At 62.9% G+C, this 26,396-nt stretch carries 20 protein-coding genes; 17 read left to right on the forward strand and 3 right to left on the reverse strand.

The features are described 5' to 3' along the window. Window positions 1–45: 45 nt before the first annotated feature. On the reverse strand, window positions 46–894 hold the full coding sequence (locus CRO23_RS05250) for a MurR/RpiR family transcriptional regulator (protein WP_097101499.1): 849 nt from the start codon (window positions 892–894) through the stop codon (window positions 46–48). A gap of 167 nt (window positions 895–1,061) precedes the next feature. Here CRO23_RS05250 and murQ point away from each other — a divergent pair, with 167 nt between their 5' ends. From murQ to yfhb, 3 genes are read left to right on the forward strand one after another with little or no spacing between them, the layout of a single operon-like run. Continuing rightward, the gene (murQ, locus tag CRO23_RS05255) at window positions 1,062–1,955 is read left to right on the forward strand and encodes an N-acetylmuramic acid 6-phosphate etherase (protein WP_097101502.1); all 894 of its coding nucleotides are present in this window, start codon (window positions 1,062–1,064) and stop codon (window positions 1,953–1,955) included. 18 nt (window positions 1,956–1,973) lie between these two features. Beyond that, a complete protein-coding gene (locus tag CRO23_RS05260; RefSeq protein ID WP_097101504.1) occupies window positions 1,974–3,335 on the forward strand; it encodes a PTS transporter subunit EIIC in 1,362 nt (453 codons plus the stop codon). Between the two features lie 3 nt (window positions 3,336–3,338). Next, window positions 3,339–3,995, forward strand: a complete 657-nt coding sequence (gene yfhb, locus CRO23_RS05265) for a phosphatidylglycerophosphatase C (RefSeq protein WP_016929785.1) — start codon at window positions 3,339–3,341, stop codon at window positions 3,993–3,995. Window positions 3,996–4,040: 45 nt separating this feature from the next. Here the strand turns inward: yfhb and CRO23_RS05270 are convergent, their stop codons facing one another. Continuing rightward, entirely contained in the window at window positions 4,041–5,093 is a 1,053-nt protein-coding gene (locus CRO23_RS05270; RefSeq protein WP_049299987.1) for a DUF2157 domain-containing protein, read from the reverse strand. 117 nt (window positions 5,094–5,210) lie between these two features. Between CRO23_RS05270 and tadA the strand changes: the two genes are divergently transcribed. Further along, a complete protein-coding gene (tadA, locus tag CRO23_RS05275; RefSeq protein ID WP_015378796.1) occupies window positions 5,211–5,717 on the forward strand; it encodes a tRNA adenosine(34) deaminase TadA in 507 nt (168 codons plus the stop codon). Here tadA and mltF read toward each other — a convergent pair whose 3' ends face one another. Further along, window positions 5,718–7,178, reverse strand: coding sequence for a membrane-bound lytic murein transglycosylase MltF (mltF, locus tag CRO23_RS05280; protein WP_016929782.1), 1,461 nt, complete (start codon window positions 7,176–7,178; stop codon window positions 5,718–5,720). Between the two features lie 278 nt (window positions 7,179–7,456). Here mltF and purL point away from each other — a divergent pair, with 278 nt between their 5' ends. The 13 genes from purL to patD all read left to right on the forward strand — a co-directional run bounded on the left by purL (window position 7,457) and on the right by patD (window position 26,333). After that, complete coding sequence (purL, locus tag CRO23_RS05285; RefSeq protein ID WP_097101506.1) at window positions 7,457–11,347, forward strand: phosphoribosylformylglycinamidine synthase; 3,891 nt, start codon at window positions 7,457–7,459, stop codon at window positions 11,345–11,347. Between the two features lie 887 nt (window positions 11,348–12,234). Beyond that, the gene (locus CRO23_RS05290) at window positions 12,235–13,671 is read left to right on the forward strand and encodes a sensor histidine kinase (RefSeq protein ID WP_004941357.1); all 1,437 of its coding nucleotides are present in this window, start codon (window positions 12,235–12,237) and stop codon (window positions 13,669–13,671) included. A gap of 3 nt (window positions 13,672–13,674) precedes the next feature. Further along, the gene (gene qseG, locus CRO23_RS05295; protein WP_097101509.1) at window positions 13,675–14,547 is read left to right on the forward strand and encodes a two-component system QseEF-associated lipoprotein QseG; all 873 of its coding nucleotides are present in this window, start codon (window positions 13,675–13,677) and stop codon (window positions 14,545–14,547) included. Then, the gene (gene glrR, locus CRO23_RS05300; RefSeq protein WP_004941361.1) at window positions 14,544–15,884 is read left to right on the forward strand and encodes a two-component system response regulator GlrR; all 1,341 of its coding nucleotides are present in this window, start codon (window positions 14,544–14,546) and stop codon (window positions 15,882–15,884) included. Before qseG ends, glrR begins: the two co-directional genes overlap by 4 nt. A 130-nt stretch (window positions 15,885–16,014) precedes the next feature. Continuing rightward, window positions 16,015–17,637 (forward strand): NAD+ synthase, encoded by a 1,623-nt coding sequence (locus CRO23_RS05305; protein WP_016929779.1) that lies wholly within the window; start codon window positions 16,015–16,017, stop codon window positions 17,635–17,637. Window positions 17,638–17,648: 11 nt separating this feature from the next. Continuing rightward, the gene (glnB, locus tag CRO23_RS05310) at window positions 17,649–17,987 is read left to right on the forward strand and encodes a nitrogen regulatory protein P-II (RefSeq protein ID WP_004847623.1); all 339 of its coding nucleotides are present in this window, start codon (window positions 17,649–17,651) and stop codon (window positions 17,985–17,987) included. A gap of 331 nt (window positions 17,988–18,318) precedes the next feature. Next, window positions 18,319–19,242: a LysR substrate-binding domain-containing protein gene (locus tag CRO23_RS05320; RefSeq protein WP_015378793.1), complete on the forward strand. Its 924-nt coding sequence runs from the start codon at window positions 18,319–18,321 to the stop codon at window positions 19,240–19,242. A gap of 115 nt (window positions 19,243–19,357) precedes the next feature. Beyond that, a complete protein-coding gene (locus tag CRO23_RS05325) occupies window positions 19,358–20,821 on the forward strand; it encodes a gamma-aminobutyraldehyde dehydrogenase (RefSeq protein WP_016929778.1) in 1,464 nt (487 codons plus the stop codon). Between the two features lie 73 nt (window positions 20,822–20,894). After that, window positions 20,895–22,049: a putative ABC transporter substrate-binding protein YdcS gene (ydcS, locus tag CRO23_RS05330; protein ID WP_097101510.1), complete on the forward strand. Its 1,155-nt coding sequence runs from the start codon at window positions 20,895–20,897 to the stop codon at window positions 22,047–22,049. Between the two features lie 53 nt (window positions 22,050–22,102). Further along, window positions 22,103–23,131 carry an ABC transporter ATP-binding protein gene (locus CRO23_RS05335; protein WP_097101512.1) on the forward strand — a complete coding sequence of 343 codons (1,029 nt, stop codon included), beginning with the start codon at window positions 22,103–22,105 and terminating at the stop codon, window positions 23,129–23,131. 1 nt (window position 23,132) lies between these two features. Further along, window positions 23,133–24,077: an ABC transporter permease gene (locus tag CRO23_RS05340; RefSeq protein ID WP_016929775.1), complete on the forward strand. Its 945-nt coding sequence runs from the start codon at window positions 23,133–23,135 to the stop codon at window positions 24,075–24,077. Next, window positions 24,067–24,873, forward strand: coding sequence for an ABC transporter permease (locus CRO23_RS05345; RefSeq protein ID WP_016929774.1), 807 nt, complete (start codon window positions 24,067–24,069; stop codon window positions 24,871–24,873). The genes CRO23_RS05340 and CRO23_RS05345 overlap by 11 nt, the downstream gene beginning before the upstream one ends. A 35-nt stretch (window positions 24,874–24,908) precedes the next feature. Next, window positions 24,909–26,333 (forward strand): aminobutyraldehyde dehydrogenase, encoded by a 1,425-nt coding sequence (patD, locus tag CRO23_RS05350; protein WP_097101515.1) that lies wholly within the window; start codon window positions 24,909–24,911, stop codon window positions 26,331–26,333. Window positions 26,334–26,396: the final 63 nt, after the last annotated feature.

The raw sequence follows: 26,396 nt of genomic DNA on the forward strand, positions 1-26,396 counted from the left end.
CTCTCATTATTAACAGGGGTATTTTCGCAGCGGCGATTATACCGGTTAAACCAACTTTTTCATTAACTGTTCGCTGTGCTTGATGCGATCGCGGGCATGATCGAGATCGTGCTGGATCAGGGCCATAAACAACAGGTCGGTGAGGGCGAACTGGGCCGTGCTGGAGGAGATGGCCGCGCTGCGGGTATGGGGCTCTTCGGCGATGGTATAGAGGCAGTGGTCCGCGCGCTGCTGCAGACCATTGGGCGAGAAGCTGGTCAGCGCCAGCACCCTGGCGCCGGCCTGGCGCGCCTCTTCCGCCGCCAGATTGATTTCACGCCGTTCGCCGCTAAAGGAGATAGCCAGCAGCAGATCGCGCTTGTCCAGCGCCTGCACCGCCGCCAACTGGACGTGCATGTCCGCTTCGGCCACCGCCATCACGCCGATTTTCAGCAGCTTGAAGGAAAAATCCTTGGCCACCAGCCCGGAGGCGCCGATGCCTATCAGCATCACCCGGCGCGCCTGGCGCAGCATGTCCAGCGCCTGATGCAGCCGTTCTTCGCTGTTGATGTCCAGCGTCGCGCGCAGCGCCGCCTGCTTTTCCGCCAGCAGCTTTTCACCGACGGTTTTCAGCGTGTCGCTGCTGAGGATGTGGTTGTGAACGGTCACTACCGGTTCGGCCTGTGGCTGAGCCAGCGTCTCGCTCAGCGCCAGCTTCAGCGCCGGGAAACCTTTATAGCCCAGTTTTTGGGCGAACTTCACCACGCTCGACTGGCTGATGCCGGCCAGGTGGGCCAGCTTTTGCGAGCTGAGATGGCGCGCCTGCTCGGCGTTATTCAGCAGAAAGTCCGCCAGCTTGCGGTCGTTGTGCGCCAGTGTCGGATACATCTGGCGAATGCGCAGAAGGGTACTCATTGTTCTTTCCCTGGAAACCAGCGGCCATTTTGCCATGCAGAGGGCGAAAACGCGCGGTGAAAATTTTTGTGAGCTCACCGTTAAAATAGCAAATAGCGCTCGCTTTGTTGAATAAAATATTCAAATATTGATTAATTTTTGTGAATTAAAAATTCAAAGGTGAACAGATGAACTTAGGCGCACTGGTATCGGAAACCCGCAACCCGGCCACCATGGGGCTGGATGAAATGTCGACGCTGGACATGGTCCGCTGCTTTAACCAGGAAGATCGCAAGGTGCCGGAGGCGATTGAAAAGGTGCTGCCGGCGATCGCGCAGGCGGTCGATTTGGCCGCGGTGGCGCTGAAGGCCGGCGGGCGGCTGATTTATTTGGGCGCTGGCACCAGCGGGCGCCTGGGCGTATTGGATGCCTCCGAGTGCCCGCCGACCTTCGGTGTGCCGCACGGTGTGGTGGTGGGGCTAATCGCCGGCGGGCCGGGTGCGCTGCTCAAAGCGGTGGAGGGGGCGGAAGATGACGCAGCCCTGGGCGAGGCCGATCTCCGGGCGCTGAACCTGACCGCCGTCGATATGGTGGTGGGGTTGGCGGCCTCGGGGCGCACGCCCTACGTGATCGGCGCACTGCGCTATGCGCGCGGACTGGGCTGCCCGACAGCGGCCATCTCCTGCAACCCGGATTCGCCGATTGCGCACGAAGCGCAGGTGGCGATTTCGCCGGTGGTGGGGCCGGAGGCGCTGACCGGTTCGACGCGCCTGAAATCCGGCACTGCGCAGAAACTGGTGCTCAACATGCTGTCGACCGGCGCGATGGTCAAACTGGGCAAGGTCTACCAGAACCTGATGGTGGACGTGAAGGCCACCAACGTCAAACTGGTGGATCGCGCCTGCCGCATCGTGGTGGAGGCCACCGGCGCCGAACGCGCTCAGGCGGAAGCGGCGCTGGCGCAGACCGGCTTTGAGGTCAAACCGGCGATCCTGATGCTTTTGGCCGGCGTCAGCGCCGAAGAGGCGCAGCAGCGGCTGCAGCGGCACGACGGCTACCTGCGCGCGGCGCTGGCGCGTTAATTCACGGTGGGGGCGGCGATGGACAAGACAACGGCATTGGCGACACAGATCCTGGCGGGCGTGGGGGGCGAGGGCAATATCCTCAAACTGGAGAACTGCATGACGCGGGTGCGCGTCGAAGTCAGCGACGAGCAGCGTCTGGATCTGGCCGCTCTCAAGCAGTTGCCCGGCGTGAAGGGCTATATCAAACAGGGTGAGCAGCATCAGTTTATCGTCGGCCCGGGCGCCGCCGCCAAGGTGGTGGACGCCATGCGCGCTTTGCTGAGCGGCAGCGCGCAGCCCGCCGTTGGTGACGCCGCCCGCATCAAGGCGCAGGCCAAACAGAAATACGCGGCGCCGATGAGCGGCGCGCTGAAAAAGCTGGCCGACGTTTTTATTCCGCTGATCCCGGCGTTTATCGCCTCGGGGCTGATCACCGGCATCATCAACCTGCTGAAACGGCCCGACATCGCCGGACAGTTGGCGTTGGACTACCCGAACGCGCTGGGGCTGTTGGCGATCTTCGGCAGCGCGGTGTTCGCCATCATGAACATTCTGGTCGGGGTGAACGCCGCGCGGGTGTTCGGCGGCTCACAGGCGATGGGCGGCGTGATGGCCGGCATTCTCTCCAGCCCGGCGCTGGCGCAGATCACCCTGTTCGGCGAGGCGCTGCAGCCGGGGCGCGGCGGGGTGATCGCCGTACTGCTGGTGGTGGCGTTGATGTGCTGGGTGGAGAAACGCCTGCGCACGCTGTTGCCGGAGTCGGTCGAACTGATCCTTAACCCGCTGCTGACCACGCTGGTCACCGCCTCATTGGCGATCCTGATCCTGCAGCCGATCGGGGGTTATATTTCCGATGCCATCGCCCACGGCGCCAATCTGGCGATCGACAAGGGCGGGCTGCTGGTGGGGGCGCTGCTCTCGGGGCTGTTCCTGCCGCTGGTGCTCTCCGGCCTGCATCAGGGGCTGGTGCCGATCCACGTCGAGCTGGTGCAGGCGCACGGTTCCAACCCGCTGTTGCCGATCCTGGCGATGGCCGGCGTCGGGCAGGTGGGGGCGGCGCTGGCGGTGCTGTTGAAAACCCGCAACGCGCGGCTGAAGCAGGTGATCAAAGGGGCATTGCCGGTCGGCATTCTCGGCATCGGCGAGCCGCTGATCTTCGGGGTGACGCTGCCGCTGGGCCGGCCGTTTATCGGCGCCTGCCTCGGCGGCGCGGTCGGCGGCGCGTTAATCAGCTACTGGAAGGTGGCGACGGTCATCACCTTCGGCATTTCGGGGCTGCCTTTGGCGTTGACCATCGTCTCAGGTAAGGTGATGCTGTATCTGGCGGGGATGTTGATTACGATTATCGCCGGTTTTCTCTTCACCTGGATGATGGGGTTCAACGATCCCGAGGAGTAGCGTTTGAGCGACAAGCAGCAACAACCGGCCGCAGAGGGGCGCCGCGTGGTCTTTTTTGATCTGGACGGCACCCTGCATCAGGAGGATATGTTCGGCAGTTTCTTGCGCTTTCTGCTGCGCCGCTTACCGCTGAACCTGTTGCTGGTGATACCGCTGCTGCCGCCGATCGGGTTGGCGCTGCTGCTGCTGGGGCGCGCCGCGCGTTGGCCGATGAGCCTGCTGCTGTGGGCGATCACTTTCGGGCGCTCCGAAGCGACGCTGAAGGCGCTGGAGCGGCAGTTTATCGAGGCTTTCCGCCAGAAGGTGACCGCGTTTCCGGTGGTGCAAATGCGGCTGCGGCAGTATTTGGATGAACACGATGCCGAGGTGTGGCTGATTACCGGCTCGCCGGAGCAACTGGTGGCGCAGGTGTATCGGGATTCGGCGTTTCTGCCGCGGGTGCGGTTGATCGGCAGCCGCATCACGCGACGCTGCGGCGGTTGGGTGCTGACCTTGCGCTGTCTGGGCGTACAAAAAGTGGTGCAGTTGGAACAGCGGCTCGGCGCGCCGCTGAAGCTTTACAGCGGTTACAGCGACAGCAAGCAGGACAATCCGCTGCTGTTTTTTTGCGAGCACCGTTGGCGGGTAAGCAAGCAGGGCGAGCTGCAGCAGCTGGAATAAACAAAGGGCGGAGAATTCCGCCCTTTGCTGTTACCGCTGCCGCGATCAGTCGTCGGTTACGTCGTGCGGTTTGCGTCCGAGCTGCCAAATCTTCTCCGCATAATGCCCCAGCGCCCACAGGCTCAGGCCGAGCAGCGCGAAGAAAATCGTCTTCGGCATGCTGTCCCAGAAGAACTCGAACAGGCGGGTGTACAGGTTGATGCCGAGGAAGGTCAGCCCGAAACCGCGCAGCATGGCGTCGTCATGCTTCAACCCCAGCCAGATGGCGGCGAAGGCGGCCAGCCCGAACAGCAGGCTCCAGTGGAACAGCTCAATCTGGCGCGCGCGGTACCAGCTGTCGAGATCGCCGTAGTTGCCGAAGATGGACAGCAGCCACAGCGCGATGAACAGGTACAGCAGGCCCATCGCCAGCGACACCCGCTGCAGGCCGCGCTGCGCCAATAGCGGCCGCAGCAGCAATGCGGCGGCGATCAGCACCGCGCCGAAGGCGATAAAGCGAATCGGGTAGCTCATGCCGAGCCAGTAGGCGCCCCAGCCGGACAGGTAGCCGGTCTCTGCGCCGAAGGCATTGCCGAGCGACAGCAGGGCGAACCACCACACCAGCCCGGAGCGGCTGAACCAGCCGATCGCGCCGTACAGCAGCGCGGCGACCAGCAGCAGTACGGAAACCCGGCCGCTGCCGTTATCCAGCCAGACCCCCAACTGCCATAAGGCGCAGGCGGTAAGCAACACGGCGACAAACAATGCCGCCTCGTTGCCGTAGCGTTTTTCCGGGTGCCGTTGGCGGCGGCGCAGCGCCCAGACGTAGGCCAGCGCCGCCAACACCCCGGCGATCGCCATGCGTACCGGCGCGTCGAAGCGGAACAGTTCGCTCAGCCATGCAAGCAGTGCGCTGTCGGCGAACAGGCTGGTGACGGCGATCAGCAGCGAGGCCAGCGCGGCGAGAAACGCATAGCGCGCCAGCCGCCGCCAGTCGAAAGGTTGTACGTCCACATGCAGCAGCAACTGCTGCCGTTGTTCGGGCGTCATGGCGCCTTCCCCAACCCAGCCGTCCAGCGCCTTGCGCACCACGACGGCGTTCTTTTTACTGAGTTTCATGCTTCTTGTCCCTGAATCACATGCTGATTCGGCCAGTATAGCCATTGGCGGGCGGCTACGACAAAGGGAGGCTAGTGTGTATAATGCCCGCCGCAAAAGCGCACGAGGAATTATGCGATGACTGAATATAACGATGAGTACTGGATGCGTCAGGCATTGCAGCTGGCCCTGCGCGCGCAGGAAGAGGGCGAGGTGCCGGTGGGTGCGCTGCTGGTGCTGGACAATCAGGTCATCGGCGAGGGCTGGAACCGCCCGATCGGCCGACACGATCCTACCGCGCACGCCGAGATCATGGCGCTGCGCCAGGGCGGCGCGGTGCTGCAAAACTACCGCTTGTTGAACGCCACGCTGTACGTCACGCTGGAGCCCTGCGTGATGTGCGCCGGCGCGATGGTGCACAGCCGTATCCGCCGGTTGGTGTATGGCGCCGCCGACGAGAAAACCGGCGCGGCCGGTTCGCTGGTGGACATTCTTCGCCATCCGGGCATGAACCATCAGGTGGAGATCGTCTCGGGCGTGTTGGCGGACGAATGCGCCGCCACCCTGAGCAATTTCTTCCGCCTGCGCCGCGAACAAAAAAAAGCGCTCAGGCTGGCGCAGCGGGCGGCGGATAAGCCGGAATAATCAGTAGTTGAGCGCCAGTTCCGGCATCACCGTCGGATAGCCTTGCCCCAACGCCTCCTGCTCGGCGGCCGCTTGCGCCGCCTTTCTCTCTTTTTCCTGCAGATAGCCCACCAGGCTGACCTGATAGCGGCGGATATTTTCTACATAGTTGTAGGCTTCACGCCCGCGCGCATAGCCGTAGGTCAACTGCGGGTAGTAGCGCTTTTGGCTGAGCATCGGCAGGCGTTGTTTGACGTCGACCCAGCTGTCCGGGTTGCCTTTTTGCGTCTTGGTCAGCTTGCGCGCGTCCAGCATGTGGCCCCAGCCCATGTTGTAGGCCGCCAGCGAGAACCAGATACGCTCGTCTTCCGGCACGCTGTCCGGCACCTTGGCCATCAGCCGCTGCAGGTAGAGCGCGCCGCCCTGAATGCTCTCTTCCGGATCGAGGCGGTCGTTGACCCCCAGGCCGTCGGCGGTGGCGCGGGTCAGCATCATCAGGCCGCGCACGCCGGTGGGGGAGGTGGCCTGCGGATTCCAGTGCGATTCCTGATAGGCGATGGCCGCCAGCAGCTTCCAGTCGATCTCGTTGGCGTGCTTCTCGAACAGCGGGCGGAAGTTGGGCAGCACCGAGTCGATGGCCGACAGGAAGGTTTTGGTGTCCACATAGTCGAAACTGCCGACGTGGCCGAGGTACTTCTCTTCCAGCCGCGCCAGGGTGCCGTCGTCCACCATCTGGCTGTAGAAATCCAGCATCGCCGCGTACAGACTGTCGTCGCCGTCGCGTTTCAGATACCAGGTGACCGGCTCTTCGTCGGTGACGTCGAACGCCACCGCCAGCTGCGGATGGATGCGCTGCAGCAGCGCGATGGTCACCGAATCGCCGAGGGTGTAGTCCAGCTTGCCGTCGGCCACCCGTTCCAGCAGCTCTTTGGAGGTGAGATCGCTGGAGGACTCCCAGGCGAGATCCGGGTATTTATCCTGCTTGAGCTGTTTTAGCGTGCTGACGTGCGCGGAACCGGAGGCGACCGCCAGCTTGCCTTTGATGTCGGCGAAGCTTTTCGGCCGCGGGGTTCCCAGCCGGTACACCAGCTGTTGGGAAACAGAATAGTAGGCCGGGCCGGTGCGCGCACGGCTGAGGCGTTCCTGGTTGTAGATAAGGCCCGCCGCCAGCAGGTCGGCGTCGTCGTCGTCCAGATCGTCGAACAGGTCATTGATGTTCTGATGGGGGATCACCACCAGCTTCACCCCGAGGTAGTTGGCGAAGCGCTTGGCCAGTTCGTAGTCGAGCCCACCCGGCCCTTGCTTGGTGTTGAAATAGGTCAGCGGTGAATTCAGCGTGCTGATGCGCAACTCGCCGCGGGAAATGATCTCCTGGAGTTGCCCGCCCTGGCCGCTGCGCCAGGTGATATTGGGCCACAGCGCGAGAGCCAGAAGCAGGGTGACAACGCCGATGAGGATGTAGTTTATTTTAAGACGTTTCAAATAGTTATCCAGTGGTGGCACAGGTACACCGGCGACGACAACCGCGACTTTTCTCATGGTTAAATCACCAGTGCGGGGGGCATTTTGCGCAACAAAACGCCAGTGTGCAACTTTATTGACACGTTATGACAATTCGACGGTGCGGCATGCTTTTATCAATAATCCCTACGCAAACGGTTTCGTCGGCGGCGAGGATTCTCTATAATGACGCGCGTTTTCCCCTGTTGCGCCCAATGAAGCGTCTTATCCGTCGCTTCGAAGACGAGAGAACTTTGATTATGGAAATTCTGCGTGGTTCGCCCGCTTTATCGGCTTTTCGCATTACCAAACTGCTGTCCCGCTGCCAGGACGCTCACCTGCCCGTCAGTGATATCTACGCCGAGTACGTCCACTTTGCCGATGTCAGCGCACCGCTAAGTGCCGAAGAACACGCCAAGCTTCAGCGTCTGCTCAAGTACGGTCCTTCTCTCGCCGAACACGCTCCCGAAGGCCGGCTGCTGCTGGTTACGCCGCGCCCGGGCACCATTTCTCCCTGGTCTTCCAAAGCCACCGACATCGCCCACAACTGCGGTTTGCAGCAGGTGCTGCGGTTGGAGCGCGGCCTGGCGTTCTACGTCAAGGCGCCCGAGCTGACGGAAACCCAATGGCGCCAACTCGCCGCGCTGTTGCACGATCGCATGATGGAAACCGTCTTCAGCGAGCTGCAACAGGCCGAACAGCTGTTCGCGCACCATCAGCCGGCGCCGTATCAGTCGGTCGACGTGCTGGGCGCAGGGCGCGCTGCGCTGGAGCAGGCCAACGTCCGGCTCGGCCTGGCGCTGGCGCAGGACGAGATCGACTACCTGCTGAATGCCTTTACCGGTTTGGGGCGCAACCCGACGGATATCGAACTCTATATGTTCGCGCAGGCCAACTCCGAGCATTGCCGCCACAAGATTTTCAACGCCGACTGGATCATCGACGGCGAACAGCAGCCTAAATCGCTGTTCAAAATGATCAAGAACACCTATGAGCAGACGCCGGACTACGTGCTGTCGGCGTATAAAGACAACGCCGCCGTGATGGAAGGCTCGCAGGTCGGCCGCTTCTTCGCCGCGCCGGACAACGGCACGTACGATTACCATCAGGAAGACGCGCACATCCTGATGAAGGTGGAAACTCACAACCACCCGACGGCGATCTCGCCGTGGCCGGGCGCCGCGACCGGCTCCGGCGGCGAGATCCGCGACGAGGGCGCCACCGGCCGCGGCGCCAAGCCGAAGGCCGGCCTGGTGGGCTTCTCGGTGTCCAACCTGCGCATTCCCGGCTTTGAACAGCCGTGGGAGCAGGACTTCGGCAAACCGGAACGCATCGTCACCGCGCTGGATATCATGACCGAAGGCCCGCTGGGCGGCGCGGCGTTCAACAACGAATTCGGCCGTCCGGCGCTGCTGGGCTACTTCCGCACCTATGAAGAGCGCGTCAACAGCCATAACGGCGTCGAGCTGCGCGGCTACCACAAACCGATCATGCTGGCGGGCGGCATCGGCAACATCCGCGCCGATCACGTCCAGAAAGGGGAAATCACCGTCGGCGCCAAGCTGGTGGTGCTGGGCGGCCCGGCGATGAATATCGGCCTGGGCGGCGGCGCGGCGTCATCGATGGCGTCAGGCCAGTCCGATGCCGATCTGGACTTCGCGTCGGTGCAGCGCGACAACCCGGAAATGGAACGCCGCTGTCAGGAAGTGATCGACCGCTGCTGGCAGTTGGGTGACCAGAACCCGATCCTGTTTATCCATGACGTCGGCGCCGGCGGCCTGTCCAACGCCATGCCGGAACTGGTGAGCGACGGCGGCCGCGGCGGCCGCTTCGAGCTGCGCGACATCCTCAACGACGAGCCGGGCATGAGCCCGCTGGAAGTGTGGTGCAACGAATCGCAGGAACGTTACGTGATGGCGATCGCCCCGGCGCAGATGGCGCAGTTCGATGAGATCTGCCGCCGCGAGCGCGCGCCTTACGCGGTGATCGGCGAAGCGACCGAAGAACAGCACCTGACGCTGAACGACCGCCACTTCGACAACCAACCGATCGACATGCCGCTGGACGTGCTGCTCGGCAAAACGCCGAAGATGACCCGCGACGTGACCCGTCTGCAGGCGCAGGGCCAGGCGGTGCAGCGTGAGAACATCACGCTGGCTGACGCGGTGAAGCGCGTGCTGCATCTGCCGGCCGTCGCGGAGAAAACCTTCCTGATCACCATCGGCGACCGCACCGTCACCGGCATGGTGGCGCGCGACCAAATGGTCGGCCCGTGGCAGATCCCGGTGGCCGACTGCGCGGTCACCACCGCCAGCCTGGACAGTTATTACGGCGAGGCGATGTCGCTCGGCGAACGCGCGCCGGTGGCGCTGCTGGACTTCGCCGCTTCCGGCCGCCTGGCGGTCGGGGAAGCGCTGACCAACCTGGCCGCCACGGAAATTGGCAGCCTGAAGCGCGTGAAGCTGTCCGCCAACTGGATGGCCGCCGCAGGCCACCCGGGTGAAGACGCCGGCCTGTACGAGGCGGTAAAAGCGGTGGGTGAAGAACTGTGCCCGGCGCTGGGCATCACCATTCCGGTGGGTAAAGACTCCATGTCGATGAAAACCCGCTGGCAGGAAGGCAATGAGCAACGTGAAATGACCTCGCCGCTGTCGCTGGTCATCACCGCCTTCGCCCGTGTGGAAGACGTGCGCCATACCGTGACGCCGCAATTGCGCACCGATAAGGGCGACAGCGCGCTGCTGTTGATCGACCTGGGCAACGGGCATAACGCGCTGGGCGCCACCGCGCTGGCGCAGGTTTATCGCCAACTGGGCGACAAACCGGCCGACGTGCGCAACGTCGCGCAGCTGGCGGGCTTCTTCAACGCCATGCAGCAGCTGGTAGCCGATCGCGCGCTGCTGGCTTACCACGATCGCGCCGACGGCGGCCTGCTGGTGACGCTGGCGGAGATGGCCTTCGCCGGTCACTGCGGCGTAGAGGTTAACCTCGATGGCCTCGGCGACGATGCGCTGGCGGTGCTGTTCAACGAAGAGTTGGGCGCGGTGATCCAGGTGAGCGCCGAACGTCTTGACGACGTGAAGCGGGCGTTCGCGCAGCACGGGCTGACCGACAACGTGCATCACATCGGCAGCGCGCAGGCCGGCGATCGTTTCGTCATCAACCAACACGGCAAGGCGCTGTACAGCGAAAGCCGCAATACGCTGCGCACCTGGTGGGCGGAAACCACCTGGCAGATGCAGCGTCTGCGCGACAACCCGGCGTGCGCCGATCAGGAACATCAGGCCAAGCAGGATGAACAAGATCCCGGCCTGAACGTGAAACTGACCTTTGCGCCGCAGGAAGACATCGCCGCGCCGTACATCGCCAAGGGCGCTCGCCCGAAAGTGGCGGTGCTGCGCGAGCAGGGGGTGAACTCCCACGTTGAAATGGCGGCGGCGTTCCACCGCGCCGGCTTTGACGCCGTGGACGTGCACATGAGCGATCTGCTGACCGGGCGCCGCGATCTGCAGGACTTCCACACGCTGGTGGCCTGCGGCGGCTTCTCTTACGGCGACGTTCTGGGCGCCGGCGAAGGCTGGGCGAAGTCTATCCTGTTCAACGAGCGGGTGCGCGACGAGTTTGAAGCGTTCTTCCACCGTCCGCAGACGCTGGCGCTGGGCGTATGCAACGGTTGCCAGATGATGTCCAACCTGCGCGAGCTGATCCCGGGCGCCGAACACTGGCCGCGCTTCGTGCGTAACCTGTCGGATCGCTTCGAGGCGCGCTTCAGCCTGGTGGAAGTGGCGGCCAGCCCGTCGCTGTTCATGCAAGGTATGACCGGTTCGCGCATGCCGATCGCCGTTTCCCACGGTGAAGGGCACGTTGAAGTGCGCGATGCGGCGCATCTGGCGGCGCTGGAAAGCCATGGCCTGGTGGCGCTGCGTTTCGTCAACAACGCCGGTCAGGTCACGGAGGCTTACCCTGCTAACCCGAACGGTTCGCCGAACGGCATTACCGCCGTGACCAGCGCCAACGGGCGCGCCACGGTAATGATGCCGCACCCGGAACGCGTGTTCCGCACCGTCAGCAACTCCTGGCACCCGGAAGAGTGGGGCGAGGACAGCCCGTGGATGCGCATGTTCCGCAACGCCCGTAAGCAACTGGGTTAAAAACGGCCACCACCGTACAGAGGGCGCAAGCAATTGCGCCCTTTTTTATGGCCGGCGTTCGCCGTCTGGCGGCAGTGTCTGCATTTTGCGACAGGCGCTATTTTTCGTGTCGCTAAATGGAGACATTTAACTGTTTGATTTTATTGTCGGTAATCAGGTTTGACTTTAGTTGTCTGCATTTGGCGACAGCACGGCGTTTTTTTCATCATTCATCACCGCGTAATGGACGAGGGAATTTGCTTGTTTTGTTTTATTTTCAAACAAAATCAATGTGTTATGATTTTTATTGCAAAATTGGCACGCTACGTGCATTATTCTCGGCGGCTGCTCATTCACCTTTTTATGACGGCGCCGTAATTAGACGGCAAATCGCCTCATAAGCCTCCGAATGATGCCAAAGAAATGGTGCCTATCGTCCAACCAAACCGATAACAGACCGTGCAAGCGGCTTTATCAAGCATCGGGCGACACGTGGAGTGAGGCACCGCCTGTATCCAACTGTGATGAAGGGTTCATCAATCCTGGATACTTACGGATGCTATTCGTCCTGTTCGATGCCAGCCGCTGTGCTACATCACCCTGGGGACGAGGTTTAAGGGCATCCACACTTTCCTTGCGTTGGGGCAAGTTTCTTGCCCCGATGTCAATTCTCAACGCTGCGCTTATGCCCCTTTCGTTGCCTATGTCCTCGAACGCAGACGCTATCCCCACACGCTCGTTTTCGCACCGGTTGATGTTACCGGGGCCGCATGCCGTCGGCAGGCCAGGCCTATGGGCGCGGTTCGCCGATTCTGCCGCTTTTTCCTTGTGCGTTCAGGATTCTCCCCTGCCGGGCTTTTCTCTTTCCGGCGAGTCAGTTAGCATCGTGACAGAGCTGAGAGAATGAGATGATTTCGTTGAAAAAATGGCGTTTATTCCCCCGTTCGCTGCGGCAATTGGTGCTGCTGGCCTTCCTGTTGGTGCTGCTGCCGCTGTTGGTGCTGGCCTATCAAGCCTACCAGAGCCTGGATCACCTCAGCGCGCAGGCGGCGGACATTAACCGCACCACGCTGGTGGACGCGCGGCGCAGCGAGGCGATGACCAGCGTGGCGCTGGAGATGGAGCGCAGCTATCGTCAGTACTGCGTGCTGGTCGATCCTACGCTGCAGAAGCTGTACCAGAACCAGCGCAAACAGTATTCGCAGATGCTGGACGCCCATGCGCCGATTCTGCCGGACGAGCGCTACTACCAAACGCTGCGTCAGTTGCTGACCCAGCTGGCGGCGATCAAATGCCATAACAGCGGGCCGGACCAAGAGGCTTCGGCCTTGCTCGAATCGTTCTCCCGTTCCAACGCCGAAATGGTGCAGGCCACGCGTGCGGTGGTGTTCTCGCGCGGCCAGCAGCTGCAGCAAGCCATCGCCGAGCGCGGCCAGTTCTTCGGCTGGCAGGCGCTGCTGTTGTTCCTGGTCAGCGTGCTGCTGGTGGTGCTGTTTACCCGCATGATCATCGGGCCGGTCAAGGCCGTGGAACGGATGATCAACCGCCTGGGGGAGGGGCGTGCGCTGGGCAGCACCGCATCGTTCAAAGGGCCGCGCGAGCTGCGTTCGCTGGCGCAGCGCATCATTTGGCTGAGCGAGCGGTTGGCGTGGCTGGAATCGCAGCGCCACGAATTTTTGCGCCATATCTCGCACGAGTTGAAAACGCCGCTGGCCAGCATGCGCGAAGGCACCGAGCTGCTGGCCGACGAGGTGGCGGGGCCGCTGACTTCCGATCAGAAAGAGGTGGTGGCGATCCTCGACAACAGCAGTCGCCACCTGCAGCAGCTGATTGAACAGCTGCTGGATTATAACCGCAAACTGGCCGATGGCCCGGCGGAACACGAGAACGTCGAGCTGCGCGAGATGGTCGATTTGGTGGTCGCCGCGCACAGTTTGCCGGCGCGGGCGAAGATGATTTCCACCGAAATCGCGCTGGAGGCGGAAATCTGCTGGGCAGAGCCTACGCTATTAATGCGCGTGCTGGATAATCTCTACTCCAATGCGGTGCACTACGGCAAGGAATCCGGTAACATTTGGATCCGCAGCCGTCAGGTTGGACAACGGGTGCAAATCGACGTCGCCAATACCGGCACGCCGATCCCCGAGGCTGAAAGAGCCATGATTTTCGAGCCTTTTTTCCAGGGTAGTCACCAGCGAAAAGGGGCGGTAAAAGGAAGCGGACTGGGGTTGAGCATCGCTCAGGACTGTATCCGTCGCATGCGCGGTGAGCTGCAACTGGCGACGGTCGCCGGTGCAGACGTCTGCTTCCGCATTGAACTGCCGTTAACCGCCGAGAATGAATAAATAATGTACACATGGTCTAAGCGCCTTCGTCTTTCACAGACCGAACGTTCACCGCGTGCCACGCACAGAGCGCCGCTCGGCAAACGCCCGATCAGCTGGTTGGGCGCCGTTTTCTTTATGCCGCTGTTGCTGGCGGGCTGCGTCGATCGCGCCGTCAGCGGCGGCCTGAGCGCTCAGCAGCAAGAGGCGATCCCGGATACCAAGGTGATCGATTACCGCACCGCGGCTTGCGATACCCTGTGGCAGTTGGACGACAAGGACGCGCTGGATAACGCGCTCTACTGGCTGCGCGCGATGGACTGCGCCGATCGCATCGGCTCAACCCAGGCGCGCGCGCTGGCGAAAACGGTGCCTGGCGACAGCTGGTCCGGCGTTTTCAAACAGAGCATCCTGCTGGGGAGCGCACAGCCGACCTCCGGCGAACGCCGCCAGATGATCGACAGGATCAACAGTTACCGGATGGAGTTCCCAGGCTCGCTGCGTCCACTGACGCAGCTGTGGCGCCAGCAGCAGATGCTGCAGATCACGCTGTTCGATGAGAAAGCGCGTTATCAGCATCTGCAGGAGAGCAGCGACAGCCAGATCGATTCGCTGCGCCAGAGCCAGGCGCGCTTGCAATCGCAGCTGCAGGACACCTCGCGCAAGCTGGAAAACCTGACCGACATCGAGCGCCAGCTCTCATCGCGCAAGCAGTTGCAAGGGGAAATACCGGACAGCGGCGCGAGCTCGCAAAAGGGCGACGCCGCCGGTAAAAACGGCGCGGCCGCCAAAGGGGCTGAGCCGCAGGACGAGCCGGAAAAGGGCACTGCGCTGCCGGTTGAACCGGAAGACACCTATACGCCGCACCCCGCCAATAAGGAGTCCCACGCGCAATGACCGCACGCAAACCGGCCAACCTGTTATTGGTTGACGACGATCCCAGCCTGCTGAAGCTGCTGGGCATGCGCCTGACCAGCGAAGGTTTTCACGTCACCACCGCCGAAAGCGGCCAGGAAGCGCTGCGCCTGCTGGCGCGCGAACAGATCGATCTGGTGATCAGCGATCTGCGCATGGATGAGATGGACGGCATGGCGCTGTTCGCCGAGATCCAAAAACATCAGCCGGGCATGCCGGTGATCATTCTCACCGCGCATGGTTCGATTCCCGATGCGGTGGCCGCCACCCAGCAGGGGGTGTTCAGCTTTCTCACCAAACCGGTGGATCGCGATGCGCTGTACAAGGCCATCGACGAGGCGCTCGCGCTGTCGGCCAGCCCGGCCGGCGACGATGCCTGGCGGGAAGACATCGTTACCCGCAGTCCGTTGATGCTGCGCCTGCTGGAGCAGGTGAAAATGGTGGCCCAGTCAGACGTCAGCGTGTTGATCAACGGCCAGAGCGGCACCGGTAAAGAGGTGGTGGCGCAGGCGATCCACGCGGCCAGCCCGCGCGCCAGTAAGGCGTTCATCGCCATCAACTGCGGCGCGCTGCCGGAGCAACTGCTGGAGTCCGAACTGTTCGGCCACGCCAAGGGCGCCTTCACCGGCGCGGTCAGCAGCCGCGAAGGGCTGTTCCAGGCGGCGGCGGGCGGCACGCTGTTCCTCGACGAGATCGGCGATATGCCGCTGTCGCTGCAGGTGAAGCTGCTGCGCGTGCTGCAGGAACGCAAGGTGCGGCCGCTCGGCAGCAATCGCGATCTGGACATTGACGTGCGCATCATCTCCGCCACCCACCGCGATCTGCAAAAGGCGATGGCGAAGAACGAGTTTCGCGAGGATCTCTACTACCGCCTCAACGTGGTGAACCTGAAGATCCCGGCGCTCAACGAGCGCGCCGAAGATATCCCGCTGCTGGCCAATCACCTGTTGCGCGAAGCGGCGCAGCGGCACAAGCCGTTCGTGCGCAGCTTCTCGACCGACGCCATGAAGCGGCTGATGACCGCCAGTTGGCCGGGCAACGTGCGTCAGCTGGTCAACGTCATCGAGCAGTGCGTGGCGCTGACCTCGGCGCCGGTGATTAGCGAAGCGTTGGTGGAGCAGGCGCTGGAAGGGGAAAACACCGCACTGCCGACTTTCGCCGAAGCGCGCAACCAGTTCGAGTTGCATTACCTGCGCAAGCTGCTGCAGATCACCAAGGGCAACGTGACCCAGGCCGCGCGCATGGCGGGCCGCAACCGCACCGAGTTTTACAAATTGCTGTCGCGCCACGAGCTGGACGCCAACGATTTTAAAGAATGACAGTTTCCCGCCGGCGCCTGCCACGCAGGTTCTCAACAAATCCGGCGGAATGATTTACACTCCGTTCTCTTTGCCGCGGCGCGCCCCGGCGTAGAGCACCATGGAACGTATTAAGCGGGATCGTACACAAATGAGCAGATCACTTTCCATCGCCCTGGCCCAGCTGAACCTGCTGGTCGGCGACATTGAAGGCAACACCGAACGCATGTTGCAAATCGTGCAGGAGCAGCAGAAGGCGGGAGCCGATCTGGTCATGTTCAGCGAACTGGCGCTGTCCGGCTACCCGCCGGAAGATCTGCTGTATCGCAATGATTTCTATGAGCGCTGTGATGCGCAGCTGCTGCGCCTGCAGCAGGCTTCCGCCGAGACGGCGATCCTGGTCGGCCACCCGTGGCGCGAAGGCGACAAGCTGTATAACGCGCTGTCGCTGTTCGCCGAAGGCCGCCTGCTGACCCGCTACTTCAAGCAGCAGCTGCCGAACTACGGCGTGTTCGATGAGAAGCGCTATTTCCACGCCGGCAACGACACCTGCGTGGTGGCGCTGAAAGGCTACCGTCTGGGGCTGCTGATTTGCGAAGATCTGTGGTTCCCTGAGCCGATCGACGCCGCCAAGGCGGCCGGCGCGGAGATTATCCTGTCGATCAACGCCTCGCCGTATAACCGCGAAAAACCGTATATCCGCAAAACGCTGATGGCCGGCCACTGCCAGCGCACCCAGCTGCCGCTGGTGTACCTCAACCAGGTCGGCGGCCAGGATGAGCTGATCTTCGACGGCTGCTCCAAGGTCTTCGACGCCGCCGGCACCATGACACACCGTCTGGCGGCTTTCGACGAGCAGGTGACCCGCCTGGAATTCAACGAGCTGGATGTGGTGCCGATGGCCGATCCGGCCGCCGAACTGCCGCAGCTGGCGCAGGTGTATCAGGCGCTGGTGCTGGCGGTGCGCGACTACGTGACCAAAAACGGCTTTAAAGGCGCGGTGCTGGGGCTGTCCGGCGGCATCGACTCGGCGCTGACGCTGGCGATCGCCGTGGATGCGTTGGGCAAAGACAAGGTGCAGGCGCTGATGATGCCATTCCGCTACACCGCGGATATCAGCATCGCCGACGCCAAGGAAGAGGCGGAAATCCTCGGCGTGGAGTTCGATATCGTCTCCATCGAACCGATGTTCGACGCCTTTATGGGCCAGCTGTCGCCGATGTTCGCCGGCACCGAGCGCGACACCACCGAAGAAAACCTGCAGGCGCGTTGCCGCGGGGTGGTGCTGATGGCGCTGTCCAACAAACGCCGCAGCATCGTGCTGACCACCGGCAACAAGAGCGAAATGGCGGTCGGTTACGCCACGCTGTACGGCGATATGGCCGGCGGTTTCGACGTGTTGAAAGACGTGCCGAAAACGCTGGTGTTCAAGCTGTCCGAATACCGTAACACCGTCTCCTACGTGATCCCGCAGCGGGTGATCGATCGTCCGCCGTCCGCCGAGCTGGCGCCGGATCAGGTCGATCAGGACAGCCTGCCGCCGTACGATATCCTGGATGCGATCCTGGAAGGCTACGTTGAGCGCGACAAGTCGGTCGCCGATCTGGTGGCCGAAGGGTTCGACGAAGCGATCGTGCGTAAGGTGATCCGCCTGGTGGACATCAACGAATACAAGCGGCGTCAGGCCGCCGTCGGGCCGCGCATCACCGCCCGTAACTTCGGCAAAGACCGCCGCTACCCCATCACATCCGGTTTTGGCCGCAAAAATTGGTAAAAGGAAAGAAGATGAAAAAGATCGACGCGATTATCAAGCCGTTCAAACTGGATGACGTCCGCGAAGCGCTGGCCGAAGTGGGCATCACCGGCATGACGGTCACCGAAGTGAAAGGCTTCGGCCGCCAGAAGGGCCACACCGAGCTGTACCGCGGCGCCGAATACATGGTCGACTTTCTGCCTAAGGTGAAGATCGAGATTGTGGTTGCCGACGACATCGTCGACACCTGCGTGGAAACCATCATGCAGACGGCGCAGACCGGCAAGATCGGCGACGGCAAAATCTTCGTCTTCGACGTGGCGCGCGTGGTGCGCATCCGTACCGGCGAGCAGGACGAAGAAGCGATCTGAGCCTCCGCAGGATCATCGGCCATCAGGGCGCAGCGTGCTGCGCCCTTGTCATTTCAGTCCCCCGCACATCGCACTTCTTCGCCTCATTGTTCCCCCCATTTTTGCCTGTCGGCATTCTAAAAAAGCGAACGCTATCGCGTTTTTGATACTTTTCCCGATCGCTTCTCTCGCGAGATCTACAATCAACGTAACTATTTTGATTAAGGTGATCCCCAATGAATTTCAAGTTGCGGCTAGGCGGCAAGGGCGTGCATCCCCAGGAGCTTACTCAAGTAAGTGACTGGGGTAAGCGAACGCAGACAACAACGCAGCGGCTTGAAAGGCGATGGGGATGATGACATTACGCCAAATCCGCCACTTCATCGCCGTGGCGGAAACCGGGTCGATCTCCGCCGGCGCCCAGGCGGTGTTTGTTTCCCAGTCTTCACTGACGCTGGCGATCCAGCAGCTGGAAACCGAGATCGGCGTGCGGCTGTTCGATCGCCACGCCAAGGGCATGACGCTGACCCATCAGGGGCACCAATTTTTGCGCCAGTCGTATCTGATCCTGGCGACGGTGGACAACGCCAAGCGCAGCCTGCAGATCGGCACCGAAAGCCTGACCGGCAAGCTGACCATCGGCGTCACCAGCCTGGTGGCCGGTTACTTCCTGGTGGAGTTGCTCACGCGCTTTAAATCGGCTTATCCCAACGTCACCGTGCAGGTGGTTGAAGACGAACGTCCGTACATCGAGCATCTGCTGGTCAGCGGCGAGATCGATATCGGCGTGCTGATCTTGTCGAATATCGAAGACCGCGACGCGTTGCAGACCGAGGTGCTGATGCACTCGCCGTATCGTCTGTGGCTGCCGCCGCTGCACCCGCTGCTGGAGCACGAGAGCATCAGCCTGGCGGACGTGGCCAAACAGCCGCTGATCCAGCTCAACGCCGATGAAATGGACGTGCACGCGCGGCGCATCTGGGCGCGCGCCGGGCTGAAGCCGGAGATCGCCATGAAGACCGCCTCGACCGAGGCGGTGCGCAGCCTGGTGGCGGCGGGGATGGGCGTCTCCATCCAACCGGACATGGCGTACCGCGCCTGGTCGCTGGAGGGCAACATGATCGAGGCGCGCAAGCTGGACGATTTGCTGGAGCCGCTGGACATCGGGTTGGCATGGCGGCGCGGCAGCGCGCGGCCGGAGCTGGTGACGCCGTTCCTCACCATCGCGCGCGAGAACGGCAGCAAACACGCCGCCGGGCTTAAGCATTCGATTTAATCGAACGCGTCGTTCAGTATTTAGAATTTGTTGCCCGCCAGAGGCTCGCTTAGGCTGATTAAAACTAACTTATTCACATTTAGTTAACGTTTTTGTCACTTAGGGGCGTCAGGCGATGGCGGATGTGCAGGTTCTCTCAGGTTTGTCCTGTCAGCAGTTCATTAACGGTCAGCTTATCGACGGCGAAGGCCAGCAGGAGTGCATCGTCAATCCGGCCAACGGCGAGACGCTGATCGCCCTTACCGAAGCCTCTTCGGCGCAGGTCGGCAGCGCGGTGAAAGCCGCGCAGCAGGCGTTTGGCCATTGGTCGCGCACTACGCCGGCCCAGCGTGCCACGCTGTTGCTGCGCATCGCCGACGCCATCGAGCGGCAGGCGCCGCAGCTGGCGCAGCTGGAAGCCCTCAACTGCGGCAAACCGCTGCATCAGGCGCTCAATGACGATCTGCCGGCGGCGGTCGACGTGTTCCGCTTCTTCGCCGGCGCGGTGCGTACGCAGCAAGGGCAACTGGCCGGTGAGTATGTGCCGGGCCACACCTCGATGATCCGCCGCGATCCGATCGGCGTGGTGGCCTCGATCGCCCCCTGGAACTATCCGCTGATGATGGCGGCGTGGAAGATTGCGCCGGCGTTGGCGGCGGGCAATACCGTGGTGTTCAAACCGTCCGAGCACACGCCGCTGACCATTTTGGCGCTGGTGCCGGCGCTGCAGGAGATCCTGCCGCCGGGCGTGCTGAATATCGTCTACGGCGGCGGGGAAGGGGTCGGCAGCCAGCTGGTGGGGCACCCGCAGGTGCGGCTGGTGTCGGTCACCGGCGATATCGTCACCGGGCAAAAAATTCTCCAGGCGGCGGCCAAAAGCGTCAAGCGCACTCATCTGGAGCTGGGGGGCAAAGCGCCGGTGATCGTCTGCGACGACGCCGATCTCGACGAGGTGGTCAACGGCATTCGCACCTACGGCTATTACAACGCCGGCCAGGACTGCACCGCCGCCTGCCGCATCTACGCGCAGGCGGGCATCTATCCCAAACTGGTGGACGCGCTGGGCGAAGCGGTCGCCAGCCTGCGTTTCGCCCGCAAGCGCGATCAGGACAACGAGATCGGCCCCTTGATCAGCAGCCGCCAGCGCGATCGCGTCGCCAGCTTTGTCGAGCGGGCGCTCAGCCAACCGCATATCGAATTGATCACCGGCGCCGCGGCGCACTCCGGGCCGGGATTCTACTATCAGCCGACCCTGCTGGCGGGCTGCCTGCAAAGCGACGAGATCGTGCAGCGCGAGGTGTTTGGCCCGGTGGTCAGCGTCACGCGCTTCGAACACCTGGAGCAGGCGGTCGCGTGGGCCAACGACTCGGAATACGGCCTGGCCTCGTCGGTGTGGACGCAAAATATCGATCGGGCGCTGCACATCGCCGCTCATCTGCAGTACGGCAGCACCTGGATCAACACCCATTTCACCTTGGCGAGCGAAATGCCGCACGGCGGCCTGAAACGCTCCGGCTACGGCAAGGATCTGTCCAGCGATTCGCTGCAGGATTACAGCGTTGTCAGGCACGTAATGGCGAAGTTCAAAGCCGGCTTCTAACGGTTATATCAAGAAAAATCAGGCGGCAGCCGTTCCCTGCCGCATACCGATAAGCAACACAGGGGTAATTACGATGGCAAAAACTACCGCAGTCACCACCACCGTCTCCGCGCTCTGTCTCACCGTGCTGTGCGGCTTGGCCCAGGCGGCCGACCTGCCGCAGTTGCTGGGCAAAGGTGAAGGCCGGCTGGACATCATCGCCTGGCCCGGCTACATCGAACGCGGCCAGTCCGACAAAAACTACGACTGGGTCACCCAGTTTGAGAAGCAAACCGGCTGTGCGGTGAACGTGAAGACCGCCGCCACCTCCGATGAAATGGTCAGCCTGATGGCCAAGGGCGGCTACGATCTGGTGACCGCCTCCGGCGACGCCTCGCTGCGCCTGATCTTCGGCAAGCGGGTGCAGCCGATCAATACCGCGCTGATCCCGAACTGGAAGAACATCGATCCGCGCCTGTTGAACGGCGCCTGGTACACCGTGGACGGCAAAACCTACGGCACCCCGTACCAGTGGGGGCCGAACCTGCTGATGTACAACACCAAAACCTTCCCGACGCCGCCGGACAGCTGGGCGGTGATCTTCCAGCAGCAGAACCTGCCGGACGGCAAGAGCAACCAGGGCCGGGTGCAGGCTTATGACGGCCCGATCTACATCGCCGACGCGGCGTTGTTCCTGAAGGCCACCCAGCCGCAGCTCGGCATCAGCGATCCTTATCAGCTCAACGAAGAGCAGTATCAGGCGGCGCTGAAGCTGCTGCGCAGCCAGCACGCGCTGATCCACCGCTACTGGCACGACACCTCGGTGCAGATGAGCGACTTTAAAAACGAAGGCGTGGTGGCCTCCAGCGCCTGGCCGTATCAGGCCAACGCCCTGAAGGGCGAGGGGCAGCCGATCGCCACCGTGTTCCCGAAAGAGGGCGTGACCGGCTGGGCGGATACCACCATGTTGCACAGCGACGCCAAACACCCGAGCTGCGCCTACCAGTGGATGAACTGGTCGCTGGAGCCGAAGGTGCAGGGTGATGTGGCGGCCTGGTTCGGGTCGGTGCCGGCTTCGCCGGCGGGCTGTAAGGCCAGCGCGCTGCTGGGTGAGAAGGGCTGCGAAACCAACGGCTTTAACCAGTTCGATAAAATCGCCTTCTGGAAAACGCCGCAGGCGCAGGGCGGCAAGTTTGTGCCATACAGCCGCTGGACCCAGGATTACATCGCCATCATGGGCGGCCGCTAAGCCGCGGGGCGCAGCCCGCTGCGCCCGAATTACATCAGAATGGAGCACAGAAAATGACCATTGCCGTGCAATTCATCGATGTTTCGCGGACTTTCGGCGATGTTCGCGCCGTGGATCGGGTATCCATCGACATTCAGGACGGGGAATTCTTCTCCATGCTCGGGCCGTCCGGCTCGGGCAAAACCACCTGCCTGCGCCTGATCGCCGGCTTTGAACAGCTCACTTCCGGCTCGATTCGCATCCACGGCCAGGAAGCCGCCAACCTGCCGCCGTACCAGCGCGACGTGAACACCGTGTTTCAGGATTACGCGCTGTTTCCGCACATGTCGGTGCTGGAAAACGTCGCCTACGGCCTGATGGTGAAGGGCGTCGCCAAACGCGAGCGGCTGGCGCGGGCGCAAGAGGTGCTGGAGAGCGTGGCGCTCGGTTTCGTCGCCGAACGCAAGCCGGCGCACCTGTCTGGCGGCCAGCGGCAGCGCGTGGCGCTGGCGCGCGCGCTGGTCAATCGGCCGCGGGTGCTGCTGCTGGACGAACCGCTCGGCGCGCTGGATCTCAAGCTGCGCGAGCAGATGCAGGGCGAGCTGAAGAAGCTGCAGCGCCAGCTGGGCATCACCTTTATCTTCGTCACCCACGATCAAAGCGAAGCGCTGTCGATGTCCGATCGGGTGGCGGTGTTCAATAACGGCCGCATCGAACAGGTGGATACGCCGCGCGAGCTTTACATGCGGCCGAAGACGCCGTTCGTCGCCGAGTTCGTCGGCACCTCCAACGTGGTGCGCAGCGAGCTGGCGCAGCGCCTGCTCGGCGAAAGCCGAACCTTCTCGATCCGGCCGGAACATATCCGCCTGCTGGAGCAAGACGGCGCGGCGCAGGACGAGATCCAGGTGCAGGGCACGCTGCAGGAAATCCATTACCAGGGCGCGGCCACGCGCTATGAAATCGCGCTGAACGGCGGCGAAAAGCTGCTGGTCAGCCAGGCCAATCCGCAGTGGATCGCCGATGGGCAACAGCGGCAGATCGGCCAGCCGATCGTCGCCTGCTGGCCGCGCGCGGCGATGGTGCCGCTGCTGGAGGAGAGGTGAGATGGACATGAGCATCGATTCCCCCCCGGCGCGCGGCGGTACCGTGCGCGCGCTGTCGACCTGGCTCTATCGCCGGCCGACGCTGTATCTGCTGTTACTGCTGGTGCCGCCGCTGCTGTGGTTCGGCGCGGTGTACCTCGGTTCGCTGCTGACGCTGCTGTGGCAAGGGTTTTACACCTTCGACGATTTCACCATGGCGGTGACGCCGGATCTGACCTTCGCCAACCTGGCGGCGCTGTTCAACCCGGCCAACTACGACATCATCCTGCGCACGCTGACCATGGCGGTGCTGGTGTCGCTGGCCAGCGCGGCGCTGGCGTTCCCGATCGCCTATTACATGGCGCGTTACACCAGCGGCCGCGTCAAGGCGTTCTTTTACATCGCCGTGATGATGCCGATGTGGGCCAGCTATATCGTCAAAGCCTATGCCTGGACTTTGCTGCTGGCGAAAGATGGCGTGGCGCAGTGGTTCCTGCAGCACCTGGGGCTGGAGCCGCTGTTGGCTTCGCTGCTGACGGTGCCCGGCGTCGGCGGCAACACGCTGTCGACCTCGGGGCTGGGGCGTTTTCTGGTGTTCGTTTATATCTGGCTGCCGTTCATGATCCTGCCTATCCAGGCGGCGCTGGAGCGCCTGCCGCCCTCGCTGCTGCATGCCTCGGCGGATCTGGGCGCCCGGCCGGCGCAGACCTTCCGCCACGTCATTTTGCCGCTGGCGGTGCCGGGCATCGCCGCCGGATCGATCTTCACCTTCTCACTGACGCTGGGCGACTTTATCGTGCCGCAGCTGGTGGGGCCGCCGGGCTATTTCATCGGCAGCATGGTGTACGCCCAGCAGGGCGCGATCGGCAATATGCCGATGGCCGCGGCCTTTACGCTGGTGCCGATCGTCCTGATCGCCATCTATCTTTCCATCGTCAAACGTCTGGGGGCTTTCGATGCACTCTGAACGCGCGCCCTTAGGGCTGAAGCTGGCCGCCTGGGGCGGACTTGTCTTCCTGCATTTCCCGTTGGCGATCATCGCCATCTACGCCTTCAACACCGAGGACGCGGCCTTCAGCTTCCCGCCGAAGGGCTTCACGCTGCACTGGTTCAATGTCGCCGCCGGGCGGCAGGACATTATCGATGCGGTGCTGCTGTCGGCGCAGATAGCCTGCCTGGCGACCGCCATCGCGCTGGTGCTCGGCACCCTGGCGGCGGCGGCGCTGTATCGGCGCGATTTCTTCGGCAAAGACAGCATTTCGCTGCTGTTGCTGCTGCCGATCGCGCTGCCGGGGATCGTCACCGGCCTGGCGCTGCTGGCGGCGTTCAAGGCGCTGAACATCGAGCCCGGCATCCTGACCATCGTCGTCGGCCATGCGACGTTCTGCGTGGTGATCGTGTTCAACAACGTCATCGCCCGATTCCGCCGCACCTCGTACAGCCTGATCGAAGCGTCGATGGATCTCGGCGCCGACGGCTGGCAAACCTTCCGTTACGTGATCTTGCCGAACCTCGGCTCGGCGCTGCTGGCCGGCGGCATGCTGGCGTTCGCGCTGTCGTTCGACGAAATCATCGTGACCACCTTTACCGCCGGCCACGAGCGCACGCTGCCGCTGTGGCTGCTGAACCAGCTCGGCCGCCCGCGCGACGTGCCGATCACCAACGTGGTGGCGCTGTCGGTGATGCTGTTGACCATGCTGCCGATCCTCGGCGCTTACTACCTGACCAAAGGTGGAGAAAGCGTCGCCGGCAGCGGCAAATAATTTCCTTACCCGACCTCTGATAAAAGGATAACCCTATGCAAAGCCAACTGTTGATTGACGGCCAACTGGTGAATGGCCAGGGCGCGACCCAGCCGGTGTATAACCCGGCGACCGGCGAAGTGATCGCGCAGGTGGCGGAGGCCAGCCCGGAGCAGGTCGATCGCGCGGTGCTGGCGGCGGACGCCGCGTTCGCCGCCTGGGGGCAAACCACGCCGAAGGAGCGCGCCGAGCATCTGCTCAAGCTGGCGGATCTGATCGACGAGCATGCCGAGACCTTCGCCAGGCTGGAGTCGCTCAACTGCGGCAAGCCTTATCACTGCGTATTGAATGACGAACTGCCGGCGGTGGCCGACGTGTTTCGCTTCTTCGCCGGGGCCAGCCGCTGCCTGACCGGCATGGCCGCCGGCGAGTATCTGGCCGGGCATACCTCGATGATCCGCCGCGATCCGCTCGGCGTGGTGGCCTCGATCGCGCCGTGGAACTACCCGCTGATGATGGCGGCCTGGAAACTGGCGCCGGCGCTGGCGGCGGGCAACTGCGTGGTGATCAAGCCGTCGGAGCAGACGCCGCTGACCACCTTCAAACTGGCCGAACTGGCCGCCGGGCTGTTCCCGCCGGGCGTGCTCAACGTACTGTTCGGGCGCGGCGCCAGCGTGGGCGATCGGCTGACCGGGCATGACAAGGTGCGCATGGTGTCGCTGACCGGCTCGATCGCCACCGGCGAGCACATCATCGCCCACACCGCCGCCGGCATTAAGCGCACCCATATGGAGCTGGGCGGCAAGGCGCCGGTGCTGGTGTTTGACGACGCCGATCTGCAGCAGGTGGTGGACGGCATTCGCGGCTTCGGTTTCTACAACGCCGGGCAGGATTGCACCGCCGCCTGCCGCATCTACGCGCAGAAAAACATTTATCCCGAGCTGGTCAAGCGGCTGGGCGAGGCGGTGGCCAGCCTGAAGCTCGGCGCGCCGGACGACGAGAGCACCGAGCTGGGGCCGTTGATTACCGCCCAGCATCTGGAGCGGGTGGCCGGTTTTGTCGAGCGAGCCAAAGCGTTGCCGCACGTGCAGGTGGTGACCGGCGGCGAGAAGGTGAAGGGGCCGGGCTACTATTTCCAGCCGACGCTGCTGGCCGGCGCGCGCCAGGACGATGAGATCGTGCAGCGCGAAGTGTTCGGCCCGGTGGTGACGGTGACGCCGTTCGACGACGAAGAGCAGGTGCTGGCCTGGGCGAACGAATCCAACTACGGCCTGGCGTCGTCCGTGTGGACCCGCGACGTGGGCCGCGCGCATCGCTTAAGCGCCCGCCTGCAATACGGCTGCACCTGGGTGAACACCCACTTCATGCTGGTGAGCGAAATGCCGCACGGCGGCCAGAAATTGTCCGGCTACGGCAAGGATATGTCGATGTACGGGCTGGAGGATTACACGGCCATTCGTCATGTCATGTTCAAACATTGATTTTACAGTAATTATCCGCACAATAGCGCGGCCTTCGAGCCGGCTCCGGCCGGCTGATGATAA

The sequence above is a fragment of the Serratia sp. JKS296 genome (genome assembly GCF_900215445.1).
GTDB classification, from domain to species: Bacteria; Pseudomonadota; Gammaproteobacteria; order Enterobacterales; family Enterobacteriaceae; genus Serratia; species Serratia marcescens.